Below are 24,064 nucleotides of genomic sequence, written 5' to 3' on the forward strand. Positions count from 1 at the left end.
GCTCACGCGATCAGGACGTCCGGATAACGGAAGACAACGCACCGCATCACGTTTGAGCAAACATTCCCCGTGGGGTCTGGCGGGTGATCGCGGGCACATTGAAGACTCCCCGGAACACCAGGCGTTCGGCTCCCCGGAGCCGGTGCCCAGCAGTTGTTCCACCGAGCCGCTACCCGCGGCGGGCAAGGGCCGGCGACCCGGCGGCCGAGAGGGGTCCTCACCACGATGACGGCACCACTGCACGAGACGAATGCGGCCGAGGCCGCGGCCGTCGACGTCGTGCCCGATGCGCCGGCCAAGGCGATCGAGGGCCGATCCCCCTGGAAGATCGCCTGGACCAGGCTGAAGCGCGACAAACTCGCCCTCGCGGGCGCGTTCGTCGTCGTCTTCCTGATCCTGGTCGCGATCTTCGCCCCGGTGATCGTCGGCCTTCTCGGCCACCCGCCGGACGAGTTCCACGAGGACAAGATCGACCCGCTCTTCGGCACCCCGATCGGCTCCTGGGGCGGCGTGAGCTCCGACTTCCTCTTCGGCGTCGAGCCGGTCAACGGCCGCGACGTCTTCAGCCGGATCGTCTACGGCGCCCGGATCTCGCTGCTCGTCGCCTTCCTCGCGGCGCTCTTCGCGGTCCTGCTCGGCACCGTCCTCGGTGTCATCGCCGGCTACTTCGGCGGCTGGATCGACGCGGCGCTCAGCCGGGTCATGGACGTGATGCTGGCCTTCCCGCAGCTCCTGTTCACCATCGCCCTGGTCTCGGTGCTGCCGAACGAGCTCCTCGGCCTCGACGGTTCGGGCGTCCGCATCGTCGCCCTGGTCGTCGTGATCGGCTTCTTCGGCTGGCCCTACGTGGGCCGCATCGTCCGCGGCCAGACCCTCTCGCTGCGCAACCGCGAGTACGTGGAAGCGGCCCAGAGCCTGGGCGCCGGCCGCCTGTACATCCTGCGCCGGGAGCTGCTGCCCAACCTGATCGCCCCGATCATGGTCTACACGACCCTCATGATCCCCACCAACATCCTCACCGAAGCGGCGCTCAGCTTCCTCGGCGCGGGTGTGAAGCCGCCCACCGCTTCCTGGGGGCAGATGCTGTCGACGGCCATCACCACCTACGAGGCGGACCCGCTCTTCATGGTGATCCCGGGCCTCGCGATCTTCATCACCGTTCTGGCGTTCAACCTCTTCGGCGACGGCGTGCGCGACGCGCTCGACCCGAAGAGCTCCCGCTGACCGTACGCCGTTCACCGCAAGACCAGCCCCTGCCGCTGTCGACAGGAGGCACATCCCCCAACGGCGGACCACCGTGACAACGGCCGCCACTACTTCGGAGGTTGCTCGACCATGACTCTGAACAGCTCCCAGAGGCGCAGAATCGCCGCGGGCGCGCTGCTCGCCGCGGCCACGATGGTCGCGACCACCGCGTGCGGCGGCGGCAACGGCGGCAGCGGTGGCGGCAAGGGCGGCAAGGCGGGCGCGGCCGGCTTCAACGCCGCCGTGAACAACGTCGCCAGCCCCTCCGACAAGAAGGGCGGCGAGCTGAAGTTCATCGGCTCGCAGGAGGCCGACAACTGGGACCCGCAGCGCGGCTACTACGGCTTCGTGTGGGACTTCCAGCGCTACTACACGCGCCAGCTGGTCTCCTTCAAGGCCGCGCCGGGCTCCGCCTCCACCGAGCTGGTCCCGGACCTCGCCACCGACGCGGGCAAGGTCTCGGCCGACGGCCTCACCTACACGTTCACGCTGAAGGACGGCGTGAAGTGGGAGGACGGCAAGCCGATCACCTCCAAGGACATCAAGTACGGCATCGAGCGCATCTGGGCCCAGGACGTCATCTCCGGCGGCCCGATCTACCTCCAGCAGGTCCTCGACCCCAAGAAGACCTACGCCGGTCCGTACAAGGACACCTCCGCGGACAAGCTCGGCCTCAAGGCGATCGAGACCCCGGACGACAAGACCATCGTCTTCAAGCTGCCCGTCGCCAACGGCGACTTCCTGCAGATGCTGGCGATGCCCGCCGCCTCCCCGGTCCGCCAGGACAAGGACACCAAGGCCAAGTACGGCCTGAACGTGTTCTCCTCCGGCCCGTACAAGTGGCAGTCGTACACGCCGAACAAGTCCATGAAGCTCGTGCGCAACGAGAACTGGGACGCCAAGACGGACAACATCCGCAAGGCCCTCCCGGACACCATCAGCGTCACGTTCACCACGAACGCCGACGACATGGACAACCGTCTGATCGAGGGCGAGTACGACCTCGACATCAACGCGACGGGTGTCGGCGCCTCCGCCCGCCAGAAGGTGCTCCAGCAGCACAAGGAGAACGCGGACAACCCGCAGACCGGCTTCATCCGCTACGCGGTCTTCCCGCAGACGGTCATCTCCAACGTCGAGTGCCGCAAGGCGATCATCTACGCGGCCGACTCCAAGTCCCTCCAGACCGCCCGTGGCGGCCCGCAGGCCGGTGGCGACATCGCCGCCAACATGCTGCCGCCGGCGATCAAGGGTGCCGACCCGAAGTACGACCCGTACGGCAAGCTCGGTGGCGCCCCGGACCTCGCCAAGGCGAAGGAGGCGCTGAAGAAGTGCGGCAAGCCGAACGGCTTCAAGACCACGATCGCGGTCCGCAACAACAAGAAGATCGAGATCGCGACCGCCGAGTCCCTCCAGCAGTCGCTGAAGGCCGTCGGCATCGACGCCCAGATCGACCAGTTCGACGGCGCCCAGACCTCGGGCATCATCGGTTCGCCGAAGGTGGTCAAGGAGAAGGGCTACGGCATCATCATCATGGGCTGGGGCGCCGACTTCCCGACCGGCCAGGGCTTCCTGCAGCCGCTCGTCGACGGCCGCTTCATCCTGCAGTCCGGCAACAACAACTTCTCCGAGCTGAACGACCCGGCCATCAACGGCCTGTTCGACCAGGCGCTGAAGGAGACCGACCCGACCAAGGCCGGCGAGCTCTACAAGCAGATCAACACCAAGGTCTCCGAGGCCGCGGTCTACCTGCCCTTCACCCACGAGAAGAACATCATCTGGCGTAGCTCGCGCCTGACCAACGTCTACACGGCCGACGCCTACAACGGCCGCTACGACTACGCGTCGCTCGGCGTCGTGAAGTAAGCCGAGTCTCCATCAACTCGCTCCAACGGCGCACCCGCCGCTAGGTCCGAAGGGCAGGTGATGGCCGTGGGCGGCGGGCGGGGAACCCGATCGGGTTCCCCGCCCGCCGACCGGCCGACCGCATGCTTGCATACATAGTCCGACGGCTTTTCGCAGTCGTCATGATGCTGTTCGTCGTCACGCTGGTGACGCTCAGCATCTTCTTCCTCATCCCCAAGATGACCGGCAGCGATCCTGCCGCCATGTTCGTCGGCAAGCAGGCGGATCCGGCTTCCATCGAGGGCATCCGGCAGAAGCTGGGCCTGGACGAGCCGATCCTGGTGCAGTTCTGGCACTTCGTGTCCGGAATCTTCGTCGGCCGTGACTACACGGGCGGCGGCGAGACCATCCACTGCGCGATGCCCTGCTTCGGCTACTCCTTCCGTACCGAGCAGGACGTCTGGTCGATGCTGGTCGACGCCTTCCCGGTGACCCTCTCCATGGTGCTCGGCGCCGCCGTGCTGTGGCTGGTCCTCGGCGTCTCCACCGGTGTCGTCTCCGCGCTCAAGCGGGGCACGATCATCGACCGCGCCGCGATGATCACCGCGCTCGCGGGCGTCTCGCTCCCCATCTTCTTCACCGCCATGCTGGCGATGCTCGTCTTCCGCACCCAGCTGGGCTGGCTCGACGCCTCCTACGTGCCGATCAGCGAGTCCTTCGGCGGCTGGTTCGGCGGCCTGCTGCTGCCCTGGGTGACCCTCGCCTTCCTGTACGCGGCGATGTACGCGCGCCTCACCCGCGCCACCATGCTGGAGGTCCTGGGCGAGGACTACATCCGCACCGCGCGGGCGAAGGGCCTGCCGGAGCCGGTGGTGCTCGGCAAGCACGCCATGCGCTCCACCATGACGCCCATCCTCACCATCTTCGGCATGGACCTCGGCGCCCTCGTCGGTGGCGCGATCCTCACCGAGACCGCGTTCAACCTGCACGGCCTCGGCGGCCTGGCCATCAAGGGAGTCAGCGAGCGCGATCTGCCGATCATCCTCGCCGTCACCCTCATCACCGCCGCCTGTGTCGTCCTCGCGAACCTCGTGGTGGACCTTCTCTACGCAGTGATCGACCCCCGAGTGAGGCTGGCATGACCGACAAGCTCGTGAAGACCGGCGCCGCCGTCGGCGAGCCGGTCGCCACCGGGAACGCGCCCTCCGACGCCTTCCTCGACGTCCGCGACCTGAAGATCCACTTCCCGACCGACGACGGTCTGGTGAAGTCGGTCGACGGCCTCACCTTCCAGCTGGAGAAGGGCAAGACCCTCGGCATCGTCGGCGAGTCCGGCTCCGGCAAGTCGGTCACCTCGCTCGGCATCATGGGCCTGCACACCGTCGGCCAGTACGGCCGCCAGCGGGCCCGGATCTCCGGCGAGATCTGGCTCAACGGCCGGGAGCTGCTCACCGCCGACGCGGACACCGTGCGGCGGATGCGCGGCCGCGAGATGGCGATGATCTTCCAGGACCCGCTGTCCGCGATGCACCCGTACTACACGGTCGGCCACCAGATCGTGGAGGCCTACCGGGTCCACAACGACGTCGACAAGAAGACCGCCCGCAAGCGGGCCGTCGAACTCCTCGACCGCGTGGGCATCCCCGAGCCGGCCAAGCGCTTCGACAACTACCCGCACGAGTTCTCCGGCGGCATGCGCCAGCGCGCGATGATCGCGATGGCGCTGGTCAACAACCCGGAGCTGCTCATCGCGGACGAGCCGACCACCGCGCTCGACGTGACCGTCCAGGCGCAGATCCTCGACCTGATGCGGGACCTGCAGAAGGAGTTCGGCTCCGCGGTCATCATCATCACCCACGACCTCGGCGTGGTCGCCGAGATCGCCGACGACATCCTCGTGATGTACGGCGGACGGTGTGTGGAGCGCGGCTCGGCCGAGGACGTCTTCTACGAGCCCAAGCACCCCTACACCTGGGGTCTGCTCGGCTCCATGCCGCGCATCGACCGGGAGCAGACCGACCGGCTCATCCCGGTCAAGGGCAACCCGCCCAGCCTCATCAACGTCCCCAGCGGCTGCGCCTTCAACCCGCGCTGCCCGTACGCGGACGTCCCCAAGGACGGCATCACCCGGACCGTACGCCCCGAGCTGACGGAGACCGGTTCCCGCCACTTCTCGGCCTGCCACATGTCGCAGGAGGAGCGGACCCGGATCTGGACCGAAGAGATTGCGCCGAAGCTGTGAGCGAGACCAAGGCTGTGAGCGACATGGAACCCCTGCTCAAGGTCAGCGGCCTGCAGAAGCACTTCCCCATCAAGAAGGGCCTGCTGCAGCGCCAGACCGGCGCCGTCAAGGCGGTCGACGGGATCGACTTCGAGGTCTACCCCGGTGAGACCCTCGGCGTGGTCGGCGAGTCCGGCTGCGGCAAGTCGACGATGGGCCGGCTGATCACCCGCCTGCTGGAGCCGACCGGCGGGAAGATCGAGTTCGAGGGCACGGACATCTCGCACCTCGGGGTCGCGAAGATGCGTCCGCTGCGCCGCGACATCCAGATGATCTTCCAGGACCCGTACGGCTCGCTGAACCCGCGCCACACGGTCGGTGCGATCGTCTCGGCGCCGTTCCGGCTGCAGGGCGTGGAGCCCGAGGGCGGCGTGAAGAAGGAGGTCCAGCGCCTCCTCGGCCTGGTCGGCCTCAACCCCGAGCACTACAACCGCTACCCGCACGAGTTCTCCGGCGGCCAGCGCCAGCGCATCGGCATCGCCCGCGCGCTCGCGCTCAAGCCGAAGCTGGTGGTCGCGGACGAGCCCGTCTCCGCCCTGGACGTCTCCATCCAGGCGCAGGTGGTCAACCTCCTCGACGACCTGCAGGAGGAGCTCGGCCTCACGTACGTGATCATCGCCCACGACCTGTCGGTCATCCGGCACGTGTCGGACCGCATCGCGGTCATGTACCTGGGCAAGGTCGTGGAGCTCGCGGACCGCAAGTCGCTCTACGAGTCCCCGATGCACCCGTACACCCGGGCGCTGATGTCCGCGGTGCCGATCCCGGACCCGCGCCGGCGTGGCGCGAAGAACGACCGCATCCTGCTGACCGGTGACGTCCCGTCGCCGATCGCGCCGCCGCCGGGCTGCCGCTTCCACACCCGCTGCTGGAAGGCGACGGAGGTGTGCAAGACCCAGGAGCCGCCGCTCCTGGAGCTGCGCCCCGGCCAGCGGGTGGCCTGCCACCACCCGGAGAACGCGGACGGCCTGACGGTCCCCGGCGCACGCGAGTCGGTCGAGGTCACGATCACGAAGAAGCCGGAGGCGGAGACCGACGCGGCCCCCGAGGCGGAGGCGGAGGTCCCGGCACAGGCGAAGGCGCCCGAGCCGAAGACCGAGTCGGACGAGACCCCGGAGCCGTAAGCACCGCTCGCGAGGCCCCCACCGCCACCCGGCGGTGGGGGCCTCGCGGCGTCGCGGGCGGGCGCCGGGCGGCGCGCGGCTGCCGGGCGTCGGGGGCTCGGGGCGGAGCCCCCGGGTCCCGTCAGGGTTTCGGGGAGGGGAGGGGCGGGGTGGGGGAAGTCCCCCCCGTCCCGCCCACGCCTGGCACGGCCCCCACGGGAACAACCGGCACAATTGCCCGGTGCTCCACGATCTGTTCAACCCCTCCGTCCAACACGCACTGGACCTCGTCGGCATCTTCGTCTTCGCGATCTCCGGCGCGCTCCTCGCCGTACGCAAGAACTTCGACGTCTTCGGCATCGCCGTACTCGCCGAGGCCACGGCGCTCGGCGGCGGTATCGTCCGCGACCTGATCATCGGCGCGGTGCCGCCGGCCGCCTTCACGGACCTCGGCTACTTCCTGATGCCGCTGGTCGCGACCGTCCTGGTCTTCTTCCTCCACCCGGAGGTGGAGCGCACCCAGACCGCGGTCAACGTCTTCGACGCGGCGGGCCTGGGCCTCTTCTGCGTCACCGGCACCACCAAGGCGTACGACTACGGTCTCGGCCTGACCTCCTCCGCGGCGCTCGGTCTGGCGACGGCCGTCGGCGGCGGTGTGCTGCGCGACGTGCTGGCGAACGAGGTCCCCTCCCTGCTGCGCTGGGACCGCGACCTGTACGCCGTGCCGGCGATCGTGGGCGCCACGATGGTCGTGCTCTGCATCCGCTTCGACGTGCTCAACGCCTACACCAGCGGCGCCGCCGTCCTCACCGCCTTCACGCTGCGGCTGCTCGCGATGCGCTACCACTGGCGGGCGCCCCGCGCCTGGAACCGGCGATCCTCGGCCCGCGAGGAACCCGAAAAAGCTACCGCTCAGTAGCTAAATCCTGTACGGTCGCCGCCATGAGTACGAGCAGCATCGAGACGGCGAGCGAGTTCGACCGCGACACCGCCGTCACCCTCCGCGCCCCCGGTGTCTACGACGCCGAGCTCTCCGCGGGCTGGACGATCATCCACGCGGTCAACGGCGGCTACCTCCTCGCCCTCCTCGGCCGCGCGCTCGGCGACCACCTGCCGCACCCGGACCCGTTCACCATCTCGGCGCACTACCTCACGCCCTCCGTGCCGGGCCCGGCGGTCATCCGCACGGAGACGGTCCGCACCGGCCGCACCCTCTCCACCGGCCAGGCCTCCCTCTTCCAGTACGCCGAGGACGGCACCGAGGTCGAGCGGATCCGCGTGCTCGCCTCGTACGGCGACCTGGACGCCCTCCCCGACGAGGTCCGCACCACCGCGACCCCGCCGGAGATCGCCCCGATCGAGCGGTGCTTCAGCGCCTCGGACGGCCCGACCCCGCAGATCCCCGGCTCGTCGGCGATCACCGAACGCCTCGACCTGCGGCTCGACCCGGCCTGCGTCGGCTGGGCGGTCGGCGCACCCTCGGGCAAGGGCGAGATGCGCGCCTGGTTCGGCCTGGCCGACGGCCACGAGCCCGACCCGTTCTCCCTGCTCCTCACGGTCGACGCGCTCCCGCCGACCTCCTTCGAGCTGGGCCTCAAGGGCTGGACCCCGACCGTCGAGCTCACCACCCACATCCGCTGCCGCCCGGCCCCCGGCCCGCTGCGCGTCTCCATCACCACCCGCAACCTCGCGGGCGGCTTCCTGGAGGAGGACGCCGAGGTCTGGGACTCCGCCGACCGCCTGGTGGCGCAGTCCCGCCAGCTGGCCCGCGCCCCGCGGAGCTGACGGGCCCCGGCCACGGGCAGGTGGCCCGAAGCGCCACGGCGTATTCGGGCCACACTGCGGAGCCGCCGCCCCGGCCTCGTAGAATCGACCCACCATGGCTTACCTCGACCACGCGGCGACCACGCCCATGCTCCCCGAGGCGATCGAGGCGATGACCGCCCAGCTCGCCGTCACGGGCAACGCCTCCTCGCTGCACGCCGCCGGCCGGCGCGCCCGGCGGACCGTCGAGGAGGCCCGGGAGACCCTCGCGAGCGCGCTCGGGGCCCGCCCCAGCGAGGTCGTCTTCACCTCCGGCGGCACCGAGGCCGACAACCTCGCCGTCAAGGGCCTCTACTGGGCCCGGCGCGCCGCCGACCCGCGCCGCACCAGGGTGCTGGCCAGCCCCGTCGAGCACCACGCCGTGCTCGACGCCGTCGACTGGCTCGCCACCCACGAGGGCGCCACCGTCGAGTACCTGCCGGTCGACCGCTACGGCCGGGTCCACCCCGAGGCCCTGCGCGAGGCCATCGCCCGCGACCCCGGCTCCGTCGCCCTCGCCACCGTGATGTGGGCGAACAACGAGATCGGCACGATCATGCCGGTCCGCGAACTCTCGGCCGTCGCGGCCGAGTTCGACGTGCCCCTGCACGCCGACGCCGTCCAGGCCTTCGGTCAGGTTCCGGTCGACTTCGCCGACTCCGGCCTCGCCGCCATGACCGTCTCCGGCCACAAGATCGGCGGCCCCTACGGCATCGGCGCCCTCCTCCTGGGCCGCGAGTACACCCCCGTCCCCGTCCTCCACGGCGGAGGCCAGGAGCGGCACGTCCGCTCCGGCACCCTCGACGTGCCCGCCATCGCCGCCTTCGCCGTAGCCGGCCGCCTCGCCGCCGAGGGCCGCGAGGAGTTCGCCGGCACCGTCGGCGCCCTGCGCGACGAGCTCGTCTCCGCCGTCCGTACGGCGATCCCCGACGCGATCCTGGGCGGCGACCCGGTCGACCGGCTCCCCGCCAACGCCCACTTCACCTTCCCCGGCTGCGAGGGCGACTCCCTCCTGCTGCTCCTCGACGCCGCCGGCATCGAGTGCTCCACCGGCTCCGCCTGCACCGCGGGCATCGCCCAGCCCAGCCACGTCCTGCTGGCCACCGGCACCGACCCGGACCTGGCCCGCGGCACCCTGCGCTTCACCCTCGGCCACACCTCCACGAAGGAGGACGTGACGGCGGTGGCCGAGGCGATCGGCCCGGCGGTGGAGCGCGCGCGGACCGCCGGCCTCAGCTGACCCTCCCGCCCCCCAGCCGGGCGCGCTCCTCGCGTACCAGCCCCAGGTACCGCTCCCAGTCCCAGTGCGGGCCCGGATCGGTGTGGTCGGTCCCCGGCACCTCGACGTGCCCGATGATGTGCTCCCGGTCCACGGGTATCCCGTACCGTGCGCAGATGTCGGCCGTCAGCCGCGCCGAGGCCGCGTACATCGCCGCCGTGAAGTCCTGCGGCCGGTCCACGAAGCCCTCGTGCTCGATGCCGACGCTGCGCTCGTTCATATCGCGGTCGCCCGCGTGGAAGGCGACGTCGAGCTCCCGGACCATCTGCGCGACGTGCCCGTCCTTGCGCACCACGTAGTGCGCGGCGGCCTCGTGCCCGGGGTCCTTGAAGACCTTCAGCGCGGAGGCGTAGCTGCCCTGCACCACATGGATCACGACCCGGTCGACGACGTAGTCGTCCGGCCGGTCCGCCCGCCGCCAGTTCGCCCGGGACGCCGCGGTCCACTCCGCGCCCTTGTGGTCCAGCTCGCCCTCGGTCCGCTTCCGCTCCGTCCCCGGCAGCCGCCACCACAGACGCGCCAGCTCGTCCCGGGCCAGCACGGCGGTGCCGACCACGGCGACCCCACCGCCGACCAGGAAGGCCCGCCGCCCCGGCCCGGCCGTGGCCTTCTTCCCGCCGCCCCTGTTCCCCGTGTTCCCCATACCAGCGAGAACGTCAACTCAGGCGACCACGGTTCCCCGGCCCCGTACCCTGGTAGGGCTATGACTCAGACCCCGCCGCAGCGCCCCCTCCGTGTCCTCGCCGCCATGTCCGGCGGGGTCGACTCCGCCGTCGCCGCCGCCCGCGCCGCCGAGGCCGGCCACGACGTCACCGGAGTGCACCTCGCCCTGTCCGCGAACCCGCAGTCCTTCCGTACCGGCGCGCGGGGCTGTTGCACGATCGAGGACTCGCGGGACGCCCGGCGCGCGGCGGACGTGATCGGGATCCCGTTCTACGTGTGGGACCTCGCCGAGCGGTTCCGCGAGGACGTCGTGGACGACTTCGTCGCCGAGTACGAGGCGGGCCGCACGCCCAACCCCTGCCTGCGCTGCAACGAGAAGATCAAGTTCGCGGCGCTGCTCGACAAGGCGCTCGCCCTCGGCTTCGACGCCGTCTGCACCGGCCACTACGCGACCGTCCTGGTGAACGAGGACGGCACCCGCGAGCTGCACCGGGCCTCCGACATGGCCAAGGACCAGTCGTACGTCCTGGGCGTCCTCGACGAGAAGCAGCTCGCCCACGCGATGTTCCCGCTCGGCGACACCCTGACCACCAAGGACGAGATCCGCGCGGAGGCGGAGCGACGCGGTCTCGCCGTCGCCAAGAAGCCCGACAGCCACGACATCTGCTTCATCGCCGACGGCGACACCCAGGGCTTCCTCGCGACCCGCCTGGGCAAGGCGGAGGGCGACATCGTCGACGAGTCCGGCACCAAGATCGGCAGCCACGAGGGCGCGTACGGCTTCACCATCGGCCAGCGCAAGGGCCTGCGCATCGGGCACCCGGCGCCGGACGGCAAGCCGCGCTACGTCCTCGACATCTCGCCGGTGAACAACACGGTCACCGTCGGCCCCGCCGAGGCCCTCGACGTCACCGCCCTCACCGCGATCAAGCCCCGCTGGTGCGGCACCGCCCCCGAGGGCCCCGGCCGCTACACGGCCCAGCTCCGCGCCCACGGCGGCGAGACGCCCGTGAGCGCGGAGCTCACCGACGGCGAGCTGCGGGTCACCTTCGACGAGCCGGTCCGCGGCGTCGCCCCCGGCCAGGCGATCGTCCTCTACGACGACACCCGGGTGGTCGGCTCGGCGACGATCGCGACGACGGTGCGCCGCAAGGCGACCCAGCCCGCCTGACCCCCCGCCCCCGCCCTCACCCACCGGCCACTTCCTCGTCGAGGAACTGCTCCAGGACCGGTGCCAGCACATGGGGCGCCACCTCGTGCGTCTGCCCCGTCAGGGTGCGGTGCCGCCCGCGCGGGACGGCCGCGGCGACCGTACGGGCCGCCCGGCGCGTCCCGGCGGGGCTGGAGCCGCCGTCGACGACGAGGACCCGCGCGTGCACGCGGCCGAGCCCGTCGGCGTACGGCGGCTCGTACACCGACACCGCACCCACCGGCACCCCCGCGGCCGCGGCGGCGAGCGCCAGACCCGCGCCGTCCGCCGTCCCGTGCACGGCCGCGCCCCCGCCGACGGCCTCCAGGAGCAGCGCGAGGTCGCCGATCTCCCGCTCCACCGCGCCCGCGCCGCCGCGCCGCCGGTAGAGCACGACCGAGAACCGCCGCGCCAGCAGCCCGGCCAGCGCCCGCTCGCCCGCCGCCGCCCCCACCAGAATCACCGGCGGCCCCTCCCCGTACCGCTCGCACGCGATCCGCGTCCCGTCCTGCGCCGTGATGTTCACCGAGTCCATGAGAAGACAGACCGGGCGGCCCCACAGAACTCATCGCTCCCGAAGCGAACTTCCCCGGAAAGCCCCCGCCCCGCCCTCCCGCCGCCAGTCCCCGCCTCCCCGCCGTCCGACCCACCGCCTACCGTGAAACCCATGAACATCTGCGTCTTCCTCTCCGCCGCCGACCTCGACGACCGCTACACGACCCCCGCCCGCGACTTCGCCACCCTCCTGGGCAAGGCGGGCCACACCCTGGTCTGGGGCGGCTCCGACACGGGCCTGATGAAGGTCGTCGCGGACGGCGTCGAGGAGGCGGGCGGCCGCCTGGTCGGCGTCTCGGTCGACTTCCTCGCCCACAAGGCCCGCCCGGTCGCCGACGAGATGGTCATCACCAAGGACCTCGCCGAGCGCAAGGCGCTGCTCCTCGCCAAGTCCGACGCGATCGTCGTCATGGTCGGCGGCACGGGCACCCTCGACGAGGCCACCGAGATCCTGGAACTGAAGAAGCACGGCAAGCACACCAAGCCGGTCGTCCTCCTCAACACCGCCGGCTTCTACGACGGCCTCAAGACCCAGTTCCGCCGCATGGAGGAGGAGGGCTTCCTCCCGATCCCCCTGACCGAACTGGCCTTCTTCGCGGAGGACGGGGCGGCGGCGCTGGCGTATCTGGAGTCCCGGTCGGCCTGAGTTCCCGAACGGCCACGGGAGGCACGGCAGCTGAGCCGGAGCGCTCTTGTGCCCTGGCGGCGGGGCTGTTATGGCATCGGCACCCTTTTCGGGACCGATGTGCGGCGCGGCCGTGTGGACCCGCACGCCGCCGGTTAGCCTCGGGACGCGCCGGGCCGACGGCGCCTGAAGGAAGGCGGGGGACATGGCTCACTCGGAGCGCTGGCAGGAACTCTTCGGGCATGACGACCCCGACGCCCGGATGACCCTCGCCTCCACGGCACCCGGACCCGCTGCCGGCGACGGAGACCTCCGGCACAGCGGCGGACCGTGGACCGGCGCCTCCACCACCGCCGGAGAGCTCCGCACCAGTGCGGAGACGAGCCGCGCCGCGCTCGGGCCGGGCCACGAGGGGCTGACGGCGGGCGGTGCGGGTCTGGCCTCCGTCGCCGCGCTCGCCGCCGTGCGGACGTCCTGGGAGGAGCGCCTGGCCGCGATCCGCGACGAGTGCGAGGCGCTGCGGGGCCCGCTGCTCTCCGTCGCCAAGGAGATGGGGGAGACCGAGACCGCGATCAGGAACGCCTTCGCCGCGGCCGGCGGGAAGCCGCAGGAGGCGCGGCGATGACCGGAGCCTCCCTCACCTGGCAGCAGCTCAGGGACCTCAAGCTGTCCGAGTTCCAGGAGGCGGGTGACGCCTGGCACCAGGTGTCCGGCCGCTCGGACTCCGACGGGGTGCGGGTCGAGCGCGCCATGTCCGCGAGGCTGCGGGAGACCCAGAAGAGCGAGTCCGCCGAGGCCGCACTGGGCCGGCTGCGGCGGCTCGGCCGCAACTTCCGGTACGTCCACACCGAGAGCGGGCTCGTCCGCACCGCCCTCAACGGCCTCGCCGCCGACCTGGCCGAGCCGCATAACCGGCTGAAGCAGGCCCTCGCGGACGCCGCCGCGCTGAACTTCACCGTCCACGAGGACGGTTCCGTGAGCTACCCGGCCGTCGACGTCGAGGACCTGACCGGCGCGACGAAGCGGGCCCCCGGCAGCAGCGCCCGCGGCAGTTCCCGCCTCCGGCTGGAACCGCCCGGCCTCGGCGCCGGCGGGCGGTCGCCGCTCTACCCGGGCTACGACGGCTTCACCCCGCTCAACCCGAACGCGGCGAAGGCGCAGGACGTGGCCGACCGCATCGCCCGGGCCGTCCGGTCCGCGCGGGAGATCGACGCCCGGTACGCGAGGACCCTCGACGGCCTGAAGGCGGAGAAGGGCCTCGACGTCACCGAGGCCACCCTGAGGGACGTCACCCGGGACACCGCGGACGTCCGCGGCCAGGCCGGCAGGTACCTCGGAGAGGACGTCCCCGACGGCAAGAGCCCCGCCGAGCGCAAGCGGTGGTGGGACGGCCTGACCGACGAACAGCGCCGCGAGTACCTGGAGATCGCTCCCGACCTGGTCGGCGGCCTGGACGGCATCCCCGCCGTCGCCCGCGACGAGGCCAACCGCACCTACCTGCCCATCCTGATGGACGAACTGCGGCGCCGGGGCGGCGATGACGCACAGACCAAGCTCGACGCCCTCCGCATGATCCAGGACACGCTGAACAAGCCGAGCGACCCGCCGATGTTCCTGCTCGGCATCGGCGACGAGGGCAACGGGCGCGCGATCGTCGCGTACGGCAACCCGGACACGTCGAAGAACGTCTCGGCGTACGTACCGGGCCTGGGCACCAAGCTCGACGGCGAGTTCGTGACGGACACGATGAAGCGGGCGCAGGACACGGCCAGAGGCGCTCGCCGCTTCGACCCGTCCAGTTCCGCGATCGTCTGGCTCGGCTACGACGCGCCGGGATTCGCCACGGTCGGGCTGAAGGGTGACGCGGAACGGGGCGCGCCTGCGTACAACGAGTTCATGGCAGGTCTGGGGGCCACGAACCAGAACCAGGACCCGCACCTGACCGCCATCGGCCACTCCTACGGTTCGCTCACCGTGGGCACGGCGGCCAGGCAGGCGGGCGGGATCCCGGGTGCGGACGATGTCATCCTGCTCGGGAGCCCCGGTGTGGGTGTGGACAGGGCGCAGGACCTCGGTGTGGCCAAGGAGCACGTGTTCGTCGGCGCCGCGGACCACGACCTGGTCACCCATCTCCCGTCGAAGGACGAGGCACTGGTCGGCAGCCTGTTCGGAGGGCCGACGGGGATCCTGCTCGGCCGCGACCTCCTCGACCGGGGCGACGACGACGTGTGGTTCGGCAAGGACCCGGCGAGCGAGGCGTTCGGGGCCCGCCGGTTCAAGGTCGACGACGGGCCCCGGATGCTTCTGGAACTGGGGCTCACCGACGCCCACTCCCAGTACTTCACGCCCGAACTCGACCCGGAGTCGGCCAACAACATCGCCAGGATCGTCGCCGGGCGATCCGAGCGGATCACCACGGAGGAACACCGATGAGGCGACTGGGGCGGACGGCACGGATCGCCGTCCCCGTCATCCTGGCGGGCGCGGTGCTCGCGGGGTGTGCAGGGCAGCGAGGAGCGAGGTCGGACATGAACATGCAGGAGGCGGCGGAGCGGGCGGACGCGATCCTGGACGACACGCTGGGTGCCGTCGTGCCCGGGGTCCAGTGGGCCCACGACACGTGGACCAGCGGAAGCTGCACGGTGACGCGGCGTCGTGTCGTGACGACCGTCATCTCCGAACAGCGCCGGGGGAACTTCCTCGGCGTGGTCGAGCGCTTCTGGAAGAAGAGCGGTTACGAGATCACCGGCGTCAACCGGGACCGCGAGATGCCCTCGGTCTTCGCCAGGAGCGCGGACGGTTTCGAGTTCGACCTCACGATCGGCTACAAGGGCCAGGCGTTCTTCGATCTCACCACCCCGTGCGTCGCGCACTCCGAGGTCGCCGATCCGGCCTCCCGGCCCAACGGCCCCGCCTACCCCTACGGAAAGATCCCCACCCCCCACGTCCACTCCGACTTCTGGTCCGCCACCACTCCCACCCCCACCCCCTGACCACAGATGCGAGCATGGTCCCCATGGCTACTCATGTGATCACCGGAGCGGGCTCCGGCATCGGGGCCGCCGTCGCGCGGCGGCTGCACGCGCGCGGGGACGAGCTTGTGCTGCTCGCGCGGGACGCCGGGCGGGCGAAGGAGCTGGCGGGGGAGTTTCCGGGGGCGCGGACGCTCGTCGGGGACCTGGCGGACCCTGACCGGCTGTCGTGGGCGTTCTCGCACCAGAGCCTGCCCGACCGGGTCGACAGCCTGCTGCACGTCGCGGGCGTCGTCGACCTCGGGCCGGTCGGTGACCTCACCCCGAAGACCTGGCACCACCAGCTCAACGTCAACCTGGTCGCCCCCGCCGAACTGACCCGGCACTTCCTGCCCCAACTGCGGGTCACCAAGGGGCACGTCGTCTTCGTGAACTCGGGTGCCGGGCTCAACGCGCACGCCGAGTGGAGCGCCTACGCGGCCTCCAAGCACGGTCTGAAGGCGCTCGCCGACTCGCTGCGGCACGAGGAGCACGGCAACGGGGTGCGGGTCACCTCGGTGTACCCGGGGCGGACGGCCAGCCCCATGCAGGCGAAGGTGCACCAGCAGGAGGGCAAGGCGTACGACCCGGAGAAGTGGATCGACCCGGAGTCGGTGGCCACGACCATCGTCATGGCGATCGACCTGCCGCGCGACGCCGAGGTCAACGACCTGTCGGTGCGGCCGGGGTCCTGACGCGGCGATGACCACGGGGGCGGGCGGCAACGTCATCACGGGCGGCACCCACGGCACCGTCGTGCAGGCCGGACACATCGAGCACCTCGTCGTCCGGCAGGCCCCGCCGCCGGCCGACGAGGTGACCGTCGCCCCGCCGTTCGGCCGGCGCGGGGCGCCCCTGCGCGGGCGCGACGCGCTGCTCGCCCTGCTCCTCGGCGCCTCCGGCACCCATGTGCTGTACGGGCTCGGGGGCGTCGGCAAGACCAGTCTCGCCCTGGAGGTCGCCGGCTCCTTCGCGGCCCAGGGCGCGCCGGTGTGGTGGGTCGCCGCCCAGGACGGCGGCCGGCTCGCCGGCGGGATGCGGGCCGTCGCCCGCCGGCTGGGCCTCGGGGAGGAGGAGCTGGCCTCGGGGCAGACCGCCGACCTGCTGTGGGAGCGGCTCGCCCGGCTCCCCGGGCGGTGGCTGCTCGTTCTCGACAACGCCGACGACCTCGGCCTCCTGGACGGGCCCGGCTCCCTCGCCGCCGGTACGGGCTGGGTGCGCACGGCGCCCGGGAGCGGGGGGCTCGTGCTCGTCACCACGCGCGACGGGGACCTCGGTGCCTGGGGTGCCGGGCCCGTCCTGCACCCGCTCGGGGTCCTGCCGGGGGACCAGGGCGGTCGCGTCCTCGTCGACCGGGCGACCACCGGGGCCGGGCCGTCGGCGGACGCCGAGCTGCTCGCCGTACGGCTCGGCGGGCTCCCGCTCGCCCTGGACAGCGCCGGGCGCTACCTCGCCTCCGTCGTCGAACGCCCCGCCTTCCTCCGGGCGCCCGGTGAGCCCGCCACGTACGCCGCCTATCTCGCCGCCCTCGGCGCCGGGGACGTGACGGTGGACGGCGACGGCACCCTCGCCCGGATCTGGGCGATGTCCCTGCGGCTGCTGCGGGACCGGGGGCACGGGCACGCCGAGACGCTGCTCCGGCTGCTCGCCGGGTTCGCCGACGCGCCCGTACCGCTGCGGGTCTTCGCGGCCGGGCGGGTCGACATCCCGCCCGGCGAGCTGTGGAGCTGCCTCCAGGCGCTGGACCGGCTGGGGCTGGCGGCCCTCGGCACGGACGGGGAGCCGGTGGTGTCGCTGCATCCGCTGGTCCGGGACGCGTACCGGGGGGAACGCGAGCGGCTGTCGGCGCGGCTCGTGGGGGAGCTGGGCGACCCGGAGGACCGGGACCCGCTGTGGCCGCTGCTCGTCCCGCACCTGCTCGACGACCTCGGCCGCGACGTCCCGGAGCGCGCGTGGAAGGCGGCCGTGTCCGCGGTCCACGTGCTGGACGTGCTGGGCCTGGTGCGCGAGGCGGCCGCGGCGGGCCGTGCCGTACGGGACCGTGCCGTCGCCGCCCTGACGGAGCACCACCCGCTGGCCAGGATGGCCCGGATGGGGCATGCGCGCGGTCTGCTGGTCGAGGGCCGGGTCGAGGAGGCACTGCCGCTGCTGGAGGCGCTCACGCGGGAGTGCGTACGGGCCGAGGGCGCGGACGACGCGCTGACCCTCATGGTCCGGAACGAGTACGCCAACGCCCTGCAGATGGCCCAGGACTACGAACGGGCCGCCGTCGAGAACGCGGAGGTGCTGGCCCTGCGCGTCGGGCTCTTCGGGGAGGCGCACGCGATGACCCTGGCCACCCGGCACAACCTCGCCGTCACCCTGTCGATGCTCGGGCGGTACGAGGAGGCGCTGGCCGAGCTGGACGCCGTGCACACCGCGGAGCTCGGGCTGTACGGCCCGGACGACCCCCGGGTGCTCGTCACCCGCGAGAACCGGGCCTGCATACGGCGCGACCTCGGCGACCCCGAGGCCGCGCGCCCGGAGCTCGAAGCCGTTCTCGCGGCGCGCGTGCGGGTCCTCGACGCCGACCACCCGCAGACCCTGGCGGCCCGGTTCAACCTCGCCACCTGTCTCGACCCCGCGGCCGCCGTGCCGGAACTGACGGCCGTCCTCGACGCCCGCACCCGCGTCCTCGGTCCCGGCCACCCCGTCACCGCCGCCACCCGCGCGACCCTGGAGCACATGGCACGTACGCTTCCCCGGTGAGCGAGATCAGCGACAAGAGTGAGAAGAACGCGTTCCCCTGGGCCCCCGCGACCGGTGTCGGCTCCATGCCCGGCGGCGACGCGCGTGAGGCCGCCAAGACCGTCACCGGCTCCTTCGAGGACTTCCCGTTCCTCGCGGAGCTGCCCGCCCGCGGGCCCGGCGCGGACATGATCGGGCGGACCGCGGGGATGCTCGTCGAGCTGTACGCGCACGTGGAGCCCAGCGGTTGGCGGATCAGCGACCGGCCGGGCCGGGACACCCGGCGGGCCAGGTCCTGGCTGGGGGAGGACCTCGACGCCCTGGAGGAGTTCACCCAGGGGTACGAGGGGCCGCTCAAGGTGCAGGCGGTGGGGCCGTGGACGCTCGCCGCCGCGCTGGAGCTGCGGGGCGGGGAGGCCGCGCTGTCCGACGCGGGGGCCTGCCGGGACCTCGCCGGCTCGCTCGCCGAGGGGCTGCGCGGACATCTCGCCGAGGTGCGCAGGCGGGTGCCCGGCGCCCGGGTCGTGCTCCAGTTCGACGAGCCGTCGCTCACCGCGGTGCTGCTCGGGCAGGTCCGCACCGCCAGCGGCTACCGCACCCACCGGGCCGTCGACCGGCAGGTCGTGGAGAGCGCGCTGCGGGACGTGATCGCGGTCCACGACGGGCCGGTGATCGTCCACTCCTGCGCTCCCGGGGTGCCGTTCGGGCTGCTGCGGCGGGCCGGCGTCGCGGGTGTCTCGTTCGACTTCTCGCTTCTCACCGAGCGTGACGAGGAGCCGATCGGGGAGGCCGTGGAGGCCGGCACGAAGCTCTTCGCCGGTGTGGTGCCGTCCACGGACCCGGCCTCGGGGGCATTGTCAGACCCGGGCGGTAGCGTCATGGGTGTCAGGACGTTGTGGCGCAGGCTGGGGCTGAATCCGGGGACTCTCGCAAAGTCCGTGGTGGTCACCCCCACCTGCGGTCTCGCGGGCGCCTCTCCGGAGTACGCCCGCAAGGCGCTCGCCCACTGCGCCCGGGCGGCGAGATCGCTCGCGGACAACCCAGAGTGACCGGGGCGACCGGGTTTCAGGCATCGGGAGGACGAGGAACGGTGGCAGTCGAGCAGGGGGCCCCCGCCGAGGCGCGGGAGAAGCACGCCGAGCTGGCGGAGCAGGTCGAGGAGCACCGCTTCCGGTACTACGTGAAGGACCAGCCGGTCGTCAGCGACGCGGAGTTCGACCGGCTCCTGCGGGCCCTCGAGGCCCTGGAGGAGGAGTATCCGGAGCTGCGGACGCCGGACTCGCCGACGCAGAAGGTCGCGGGGTCGTACGAGACCGACTTCGCCTCCGTGGAGCACCGCGAGAGGATGCTCTCGCTGGACAACGCGTTCGACGAGGAGGAGCTGGCCGCCTGGGCCGAGCGCGTCGCCCGGGACGTCGGCACCTCCGACTACCACTACCTGTGCGAGCTGAAGGTCGACGGCCTGGCCGTGAACCTGACGTACGAGCACGGCCGGCTGACCCGCGCGGCGACCCGCGGCGACGGCCGCACCGGCGAGGACATCACGCCGAACGTGCGGACCATCGCCGACATCCCGGACCGGCTGCGCGGCGAGCGCATCCCGGACTTCGTGGAGATCCGCGGCGAGGTCTACTTCCCGATGGAGGCCTTCGAGGGGCTGAACGCGCGCCTGGTGGAGGCCGGCGACAAGCCCTTCGCCAATCCGCGCAACGCGGCGGCGGGTTCGCTGCGCCAGAAGGACCCCAAGGTGACGGCGACCCGGCCGCTGCACATGGTGGTGCACGGCATCGGCGCCCGCGAGGGCTTCGACATCGACTGCCTGTCGCACGCCTACGAGCTGCTGCGCGAGTGGGGCCTGCCCACCGCCCGGCACAACCGGGTGGTCGACTCGCTCGACGAGGTGCGGGAGTTCATCGCGTACTTCGGTGAGAACCGGCACTCGGTGGAGCACGAGATCGACGGGGTCGTCGTCAAGCTGGACGAGATCCCGCTCCAGGGCCGGCTCGGCTCCACGGCGCGCGCCCCGCGCTGGGCGATCGCCTGGAAGTACGCGCCGGAGGAGGTCAACACCAAGCTGGTCGACATCAAGGTCGGTGTCGGCCGCACCGGTCGCGTCACGCCGTACGCCCAGGTGGAGCCGGTGACGGTGGCCGGCTCCGAGGTCGAGTTCGCCACCCTGCACAACCAGGAGGTGGTCAAGGCCAAGGGCGTGCTGATCGGCGACACGGTCGTGCTGCGCAAGGCCGGCGACGTCATCCCGGAGATCCTGGGCCCGGTGGCGGACCTGCGGGACGGCAGCGAGCGCGAGTTCGTGATGCCCGCCGAGTGCCCGGAGTGCGGCACCCCGCTGAAGCCGATGAAGGAGGGGGACATCGATCTGCGCTGCCCCAACGCGCGGACCTGTCCCGCGCAGCTTCGGGAGCGCCTGTTCTTCCTGGCCGGCCGCCAGTGCCTGGACATCGAGAACTTCGGGGCGGTCGCGGCGGCGGCGCTCACCCGTCCGCTGGAGCCGGCCGAGCCGCCGCTGGTGGACGAGGGCGACCTGTTCGACCTGACGATCGAGCAGCTGCTGCCGATCAAGGCGTATGTCCTCGACCCGGACAGCGGGCTGCCCAAGCGGGACCCGAAGACCGGCGAGGAGAAGATCGTCACGGTCTTCGCCAACCAGAAGGGCGAGCCGAAGAAGAACGCGCTGGCGATGCTCGAGAACATCGCCGCGGCCAAGACGCGTCCGCTGGCGCGCTTCATCAACGGCCTGTCGATCCGCCATGTCGGCCCGGTCGCGGCCGAGGCGCTGGCCCGTGAGTTCCGCTCCCTGGAGCGGATCGAGCAGGCGACGGAGGAGGAGCTGGCGGCGGTCGACGGCGTCGGCGGGATCATCGCGGCCGCGGTGAAGCAGTGGTTCGCCGAGGAGTGGCACCAGGAGATCGTGCGCAAGTGGCGGGCGGCCGGGGTGAGCTTCGAGGACGAGGGCGCCGGCGAGGAGACCGGCCCGCGTCCGCTGGACGGTCTGACGGTGGTCGTGACGGGCACCCTGCAGAACTTCACCAGGGATGGCGCAAAAGAGTCGCTGCAAGCCGGTGGAGCGAAGGTGACAGGTTCCGTTTCGAAGAAGACCGACTTTGTCGTTGTCGGTGACAACCCGGGCTCGAAGTACGACAAGGCGATGCAGCTGAAGGTTCCGGTTCTGAACGAGGAAGGCTTCACGGTCCTGCTCGAACAGGGTCCCGAAGCCGCTCGCGAGGTCGCCCTCCCGGTCGTCGAGTAGACCCCCGACGGGCCGCGGAAGCTCACCCGTTCGGCGCATACCAGATCGTTACGGGTGGCCGGGTCGCATTCGGGCAAGAGATGGAGAGCGCTGCCCGTAGAAGCCCTCCGCGGCCTAGTGTGGTGACCGTGCGTCCGCCGCACACGGCTGTGTGAGGGCCCAGTCGGGCGCAGGAGCAGGACACGCGGTACGACGCGCGGCGGCACGACGGCCCAGTGGCATGACGACGGCCCCCGCGTTGCGACGGCACCGCCGGCTGTGAGAGGGACGGGAATGAAACCGACCGACAGTGCCGCCCCGGTCGCACGGCCCCAGGGCCGTGCGGCGTTCGTGGGCATCACCTCCGGGCTGTCCGGAGCGCTGGTGGGCATCGCCGCCGTCGTGCTCACCGCCGGTCTTTACCGGACGCTGAGCACCGGCGAGGGACTCTTCCCCGGCGGCCCCGCCGGCTGGTCCCTGGCCGTCCTCACCGGGCTCATCGTCGGCCACCTGGTCGCGCTCGGCCGCGACCGCTGGTGGGGCGGCACCGGCTCGGGCGCCGCGCTCACCCTCGCCGTGCTGCTCCTCTACGGCTGGGTGCCCGCCTGTCTGGTCTCCCTCTCCGTCGTCGTCCTCGTCGCCGCCGCCCGCCGGCACCGCTGGCGGCACGGACTGCTGCACGGCGCCGTGGACGTCATCGGCGCCTGCGCCGCCGCCCTCGTGCTGGCCACCTTCGGGGACGTGCCCACCGTCGAGCACCCCTGGAAACCCCTCGACTGGGGGATCGCCGACATACCGGAAGTGGTGCTCGCCGCCGTCGCCTACCTCGTGGTGACCCGGCTCCTCCTGTGGTATGCGCTCGCCCCCCAGGGCGGCGCACTGCCCACCGCGGCCCGCACCGCCCTGCTGCGCCAGGGTCTCGTCGCCGTCGCCCTGCTCGGCATCGCCCCCCTCATCTGCGTCGTCGCCGTCTCCCAGCCCCCGCTGCTGCCGCTCTTCGCCGTCCCGCTCATCGCCCTCGACTCCACCCTGTGGATCGCCCGCGCCCGAGCCGAGGAGCAGCTGCGCGACCCGCTCACCGGACTGCCCAACCGGCAGTGGCTCCTGGAGCGCACCTGGACCGCGCTGGAGGAGGCCGAGGGCGAGGGAGCCCGCTCCGCCCTCGTCCTGATCGACCTCGACCGCTTCCGTTCGGTCAACGACACCCTCGGGCACCTCGCCGGCGACCGGCTGCTCCTCCAGATCGCCGAACGCCTCCGGCTCGCCCTGCCCCGCGGGGCCGAGGCGGCCCGGCTCGGCGGCGACGAGTTCGCCGTCCTGCTGCCCACCGCCGACTCCACCACCAGCGCCCAGCGCGTCGCCCGCCACCTCGTCGCCGAGCTCTCCTCCCCGCTCGACCTCGACGGGCTCACCCTCGTCCTGGAGGCCAGTGCCGGCGTCGCCGTCTTCCCCGAGCACGCCCTCGACGCCGAGGGCCTGCTGCGCCGGGCCGACGTGGCGATGTACCAGGCCAAGCGGGACCGCACCGGCGTCGAGGTGTACGAGTCCAAGCGCGACTCCAACACCCCCGACCGCCTCGGCCTCCTCGGCGACCTGCGCCGCGCGCTCGACGCCGGCGAGGTCGAGCTCCACTACCAGCCCAAGGTCCGCTTCGACGGCCAGGTCGCGGGTCTGGAGGCGCTGGTCCGCTGGGTCCACCCCGAGCGCGGAAAGGTCCCGCCGGACGAGTTCATCGCCATCGCCGAGTCCTCCGGCCTGATGCCCCACCTCACCGAGTACGTCCTGGAGACCGCCCTCGCCCAGGTGGCCCGCTGGCGCGCCCAGGGCCTCAACGTGCCGGTCGCGGTCAACGTCTCCCCGCGCGACGTGCACACCCCCGGCTTCGCGGGTGCCGTCGCCGCCCGGCTCGCCCGGCACGGCGTCCCGGCCGGCGCGCTCCAGCTGGAGATAACGGAGCACGTGCTCCTGGAGGACCCGCAGCGGGCGGCCGACACCATGGCCGGACTCACCGGCCACGGCGTCAAGATGTCCCTCGACGACTTCGGCACCGGCTACTCCTCCCTCGTCCATCTGCGCCGCCTCCCGGTGAGCGAACTGAAGATCGACCGCTCCTTCGTCGCCCGGCTCGCCGTCGACAACGAGGACGCCGAGATCGTCCGCTGCACCGTCGACCTCGCCCACTCGCTCGGCCTGCTGGTCGTCGCCGAGGGCGTCGAGGACGACGAGACCTGGGAGCGGCTGCGCGACCTGGGCTGCGACGCCGTGCAGGGCTGGCTGGTGGCCGCCGCCATGCCGCCCGGCGAGACCACCGCCTGGCTGCGCGCCCGCGGCGAGCACGGCTGGCGCCGCCCCTCGGAGATCGCCGCGAGCGCGGCCGCCGCGGCGGCCGCGGGCGTCGTGGACGTCGTCGACGTCGACCACCCCTCGGGCCACGTCGTGCAGTGACGCCCCGGAGGAGGTCCGGGGGAGTCCCGGGGACTCCGCAGGAGGT

At 72.1% G+C, this 24,064-nt stretch carries 20 protein-coding genes; 18 read left to right on the plus strand and 2 right to left on the minus strand.

Annotated features, from left to right (window positions below; translation table 11 throughout):
- Window positions 1-225 precede the first annotated feature (225 nt).
- The 8 genes from ACH414_RS09520 (at window position 226) to ACH414_RS09555 (ending at window position 9,517) form a co-directional block, all read left to right on the plus strand.
- Window positions 226-1,224 carry an ABC transporter permease gene (locus ACH414_RS09520; RefSeq protein ID WP_382538155.1) on the plus strand — a complete coding sequence of 333 codons (999 nt, stop codon included), beginning with the start codon at window positions 226-228 and terminating at the stop codon, window positions 1,222-1,224.
- Window positions 1,225-1,335: 111 nt separating this feature from the next.
- The gene (locus tag ACH414_RS09525) at window positions 1,336-3,111 is read left to right on the plus strand and encodes an ABC transporter substrate-binding protein (RefSeq protein WP_398941375.1); all 1,776 of its coding nucleotides are present in this window, start codon (window positions 1,336-1,338) and stop codon (window positions 3,109-3,111) included.
- Between the two features lie 122 nt (window positions 3,112-3,233).
- Window positions 3,234-4,232, plus strand: a complete 999-nt coding sequence (locus ACH414_RS09530) for an ABC transporter permease (RefSeq protein ID WP_382538161.1) — start codon at window positions 3,234-3,236, stop codon at window positions 4,230-4,232.
- Entirely contained in the window at window positions 4,229-5,332 is a 1,104-nt protein-coding gene (locus tag ACH414_RS09535; RefSeq protein WP_382538164.1) for an ABC transporter ATP-binding protein, read from the plus strand. Before ACH414_RS09530 ends, ACH414_RS09535 begins: the two co-directional genes overlap by 4 nt.
- A 23-nt stretch (window positions 5,333-5,355) precedes the next feature.
- Window positions 5,356-6,495: an ABC transporter ATP-binding protein gene (locus ACH414_RS09540; RefSeq protein ID WP_382538456.1), complete on the plus strand. Its 1,140-nt coding sequence runs from the start codon at window positions 5,356-5,358 to the stop codon at window positions 6,493-6,495.
- Between the two features lie 220 nt (window positions 6,496-6,715).
- The gene (locus ACH414_RS09545; protein WP_382538167.1) at window positions 6,716-7,393 is read left to right on the plus strand and encodes a trimeric intracellular cation channel family protein; all 678 of its coding nucleotides are present in this window, start codon (window positions 6,716-6,718) and stop codon (window positions 7,391-7,393) included.
- Window positions 7,394-7,416: 23 nt separating this feature from the next.
- Entirely contained in the window at window positions 7,417-8,259 is an 843-nt protein-coding gene (locus ACH414_RS09550) for a thioesterase family protein (protein ID WP_386569638.1), read from the plus strand.
- A 94-nt stretch (window positions 8,260-8,353) separates the two neighbouring features.
- Complete coding sequence (locus ACH414_RS09555) at window positions 8,354-9,517, plus strand: cysteine desulfurase family protein (RefSeq protein WP_382538171.1); 1,164 nt, start codon at window positions 8,354-8,356, stop codon at window positions 9,515-9,517.
- On the opposite strand, the gene ACH414_RS09560 is transcribed toward ACH414_RS09555, so the two are convergent.
- Entirely contained in the window at window positions 9,510-10,199 is a 690-nt protein-coding gene (locus tag ACH414_RS09560; protein ID WP_398941378.1) for an N-acetylmuramoyl-L-alanine amidase, read from the minus strand. The two genes, ACH414_RS09555 and ACH414_RS09560, sit on opposite strands and share 8 nt — an antisense overlap.
- Window positions 10,200-10,259: 60 nt before the next feature.
- Here ACH414_RS09560 and mnmA point away from each other — a divergent pair, with 60 nt between their 5' ends.
- Complete coding sequence (gene mnmA, locus ACH414_RS09565; RefSeq protein WP_382538177.1) at window positions 10,260-11,390, plus strand: tRNA 2-thiouridine(34) synthase MnmA; 1,131 nt, start codon at window positions 10,260-10,262, stop codon at window positions 11,388-11,390.
- A 16-nt stretch (window positions 11,391-11,406) separates the two neighbouring features.
- Here the strand turns inward: mnmA and ACH414_RS09570 are convergent, their stop codons facing one another.
- Window positions 11,407-11,943 (minus strand): alpha/beta fold hydrolase, encoded by a 537-nt coding sequence (locus ACH414_RS09570; protein WP_382538180.1) that lies wholly within the window; start codon window positions 11,941-11,943, stop codon window positions 11,407-11,409.
- 132 nt (window positions 11,944-12,075) lie between these two features.
- Between ACH414_RS09570 and ACH414_RS09575 the strand changes: the two genes are divergently transcribed.
- The 9 genes from ACH414_RS09575 to ACH414_RS09615 all read left to right on the plus strand — a co-directional run bounded on the left by ACH414_RS09575 (window position 12,076) and on the right by ACH414_RS09615 (window position 24,018).
- The gene (locus ACH414_RS09575; RefSeq protein ID WP_382538183.1) at window positions 12,076-12,609 is read left to right on the plus strand and encodes a TIGR00730 family Rossman fold protein; all 534 of its coding nucleotides are present in this window, start codon (window positions 12,076-12,078) and stop codon (window positions 12,607-12,609) included.
- A gap of 184 nt (window positions 12,610-12,793) precedes the next feature.
- On the plus strand, window positions 12,794-13,213 hold the full coding sequence (locus tag ACH414_RS09580; RefSeq protein WP_398941381.1) for a hypothetical protein: 420 nt from the start codon (window positions 12,794-12,796) through the stop codon (window positions 13,211-13,213).
- Complete coding sequence (locus ACH414_RS09585; RefSeq protein ID WP_398941383.1) at window positions 13,210-15,021, plus strand: alpha/beta hydrolase; 1,812 nt, start codon at window positions 13,210-13,212, stop codon at window positions 15,019-15,021. Before ACH414_RS09580 ends, ACH414_RS09585 begins: the two co-directional genes overlap by 4 nt.
- A gap of 95 nt (window positions 15,022-15,116) precedes the next feature.
- Window positions 15,117-15,581, plus strand: a complete 465-nt coding sequence (locus ACH414_RS09590; protein ID WP_398941385.1) for a hypothetical protein — start codon at window positions 15,117-15,119, stop codon at window positions 15,579-15,581.
- 23 nt (window positions 15,582-15,604) lie between these two features.
- Complete coding sequence (locus ACH414_RS09595) at window positions 15,605-16,294, plus strand: SDR family oxidoreductase (protein ID WP_382538194.1); 690 nt, start codon at window positions 15,605-15,607, stop codon at window positions 16,292-16,294.
- Between the two features lie 7 nt (window positions 16,295-16,301).
- The gene (locus ACH414_RS09600) at window positions 16,302-18,347 is read left to right on the plus strand and encodes a tetratricopeptide repeat protein (protein WP_398941387.1); all 2,046 of its coding nucleotides are present in this window, start codon (window positions 16,302-16,304) and stop codon (window positions 18,345-18,347) included.
- 5 nt (window positions 18,348-18,352) lie between these two features.
- Window positions 18,353-19,375 carry a methionine synthase gene (locus tag ACH414_RS09605; protein WP_382538459.1) on the plus strand — a complete coding sequence of 341 codons (1,023 nt, stop codon included), beginning with the start codon at window positions 18,353-18,355 and terminating at the stop codon, window positions 19,373-19,375.
- Window positions 19,376-19,416: 41 nt separating this feature from the next.
- Window positions 19,417-21,594 (plus strand): NAD-dependent DNA ligase LigA, encoded by a 2,178-nt coding sequence (gene ligA / locus ACH414_RS09610; RefSeq protein WP_382538199.1) that lies wholly within the window; start codon window positions 19,417-19,419, stop codon window positions 21,592-21,594.
- A gap of 273 nt (window positions 21,595-21,867) precedes the next feature.
- Entirely contained in the window at window positions 21,868-24,018 is a 2,151-nt protein-coding gene (locus ACH414_RS09615) for a putative bifunctional diguanylate cyclase/phosphodiesterase (protein ID WP_386569620.1), read from the plus strand.
- Window positions 24,019-24,064: the final 46 nt, after the last annotated feature.

Origin of the sequence: Streptomyces sp. NPDC020422 (assembly GCF_044386705.1) — a bacterium.
Classification (GTDB): Bacteria; Actinomycetota; Actinomycetes; order Streptomycetales; family Streptomycetaceae; genus Streptomyces.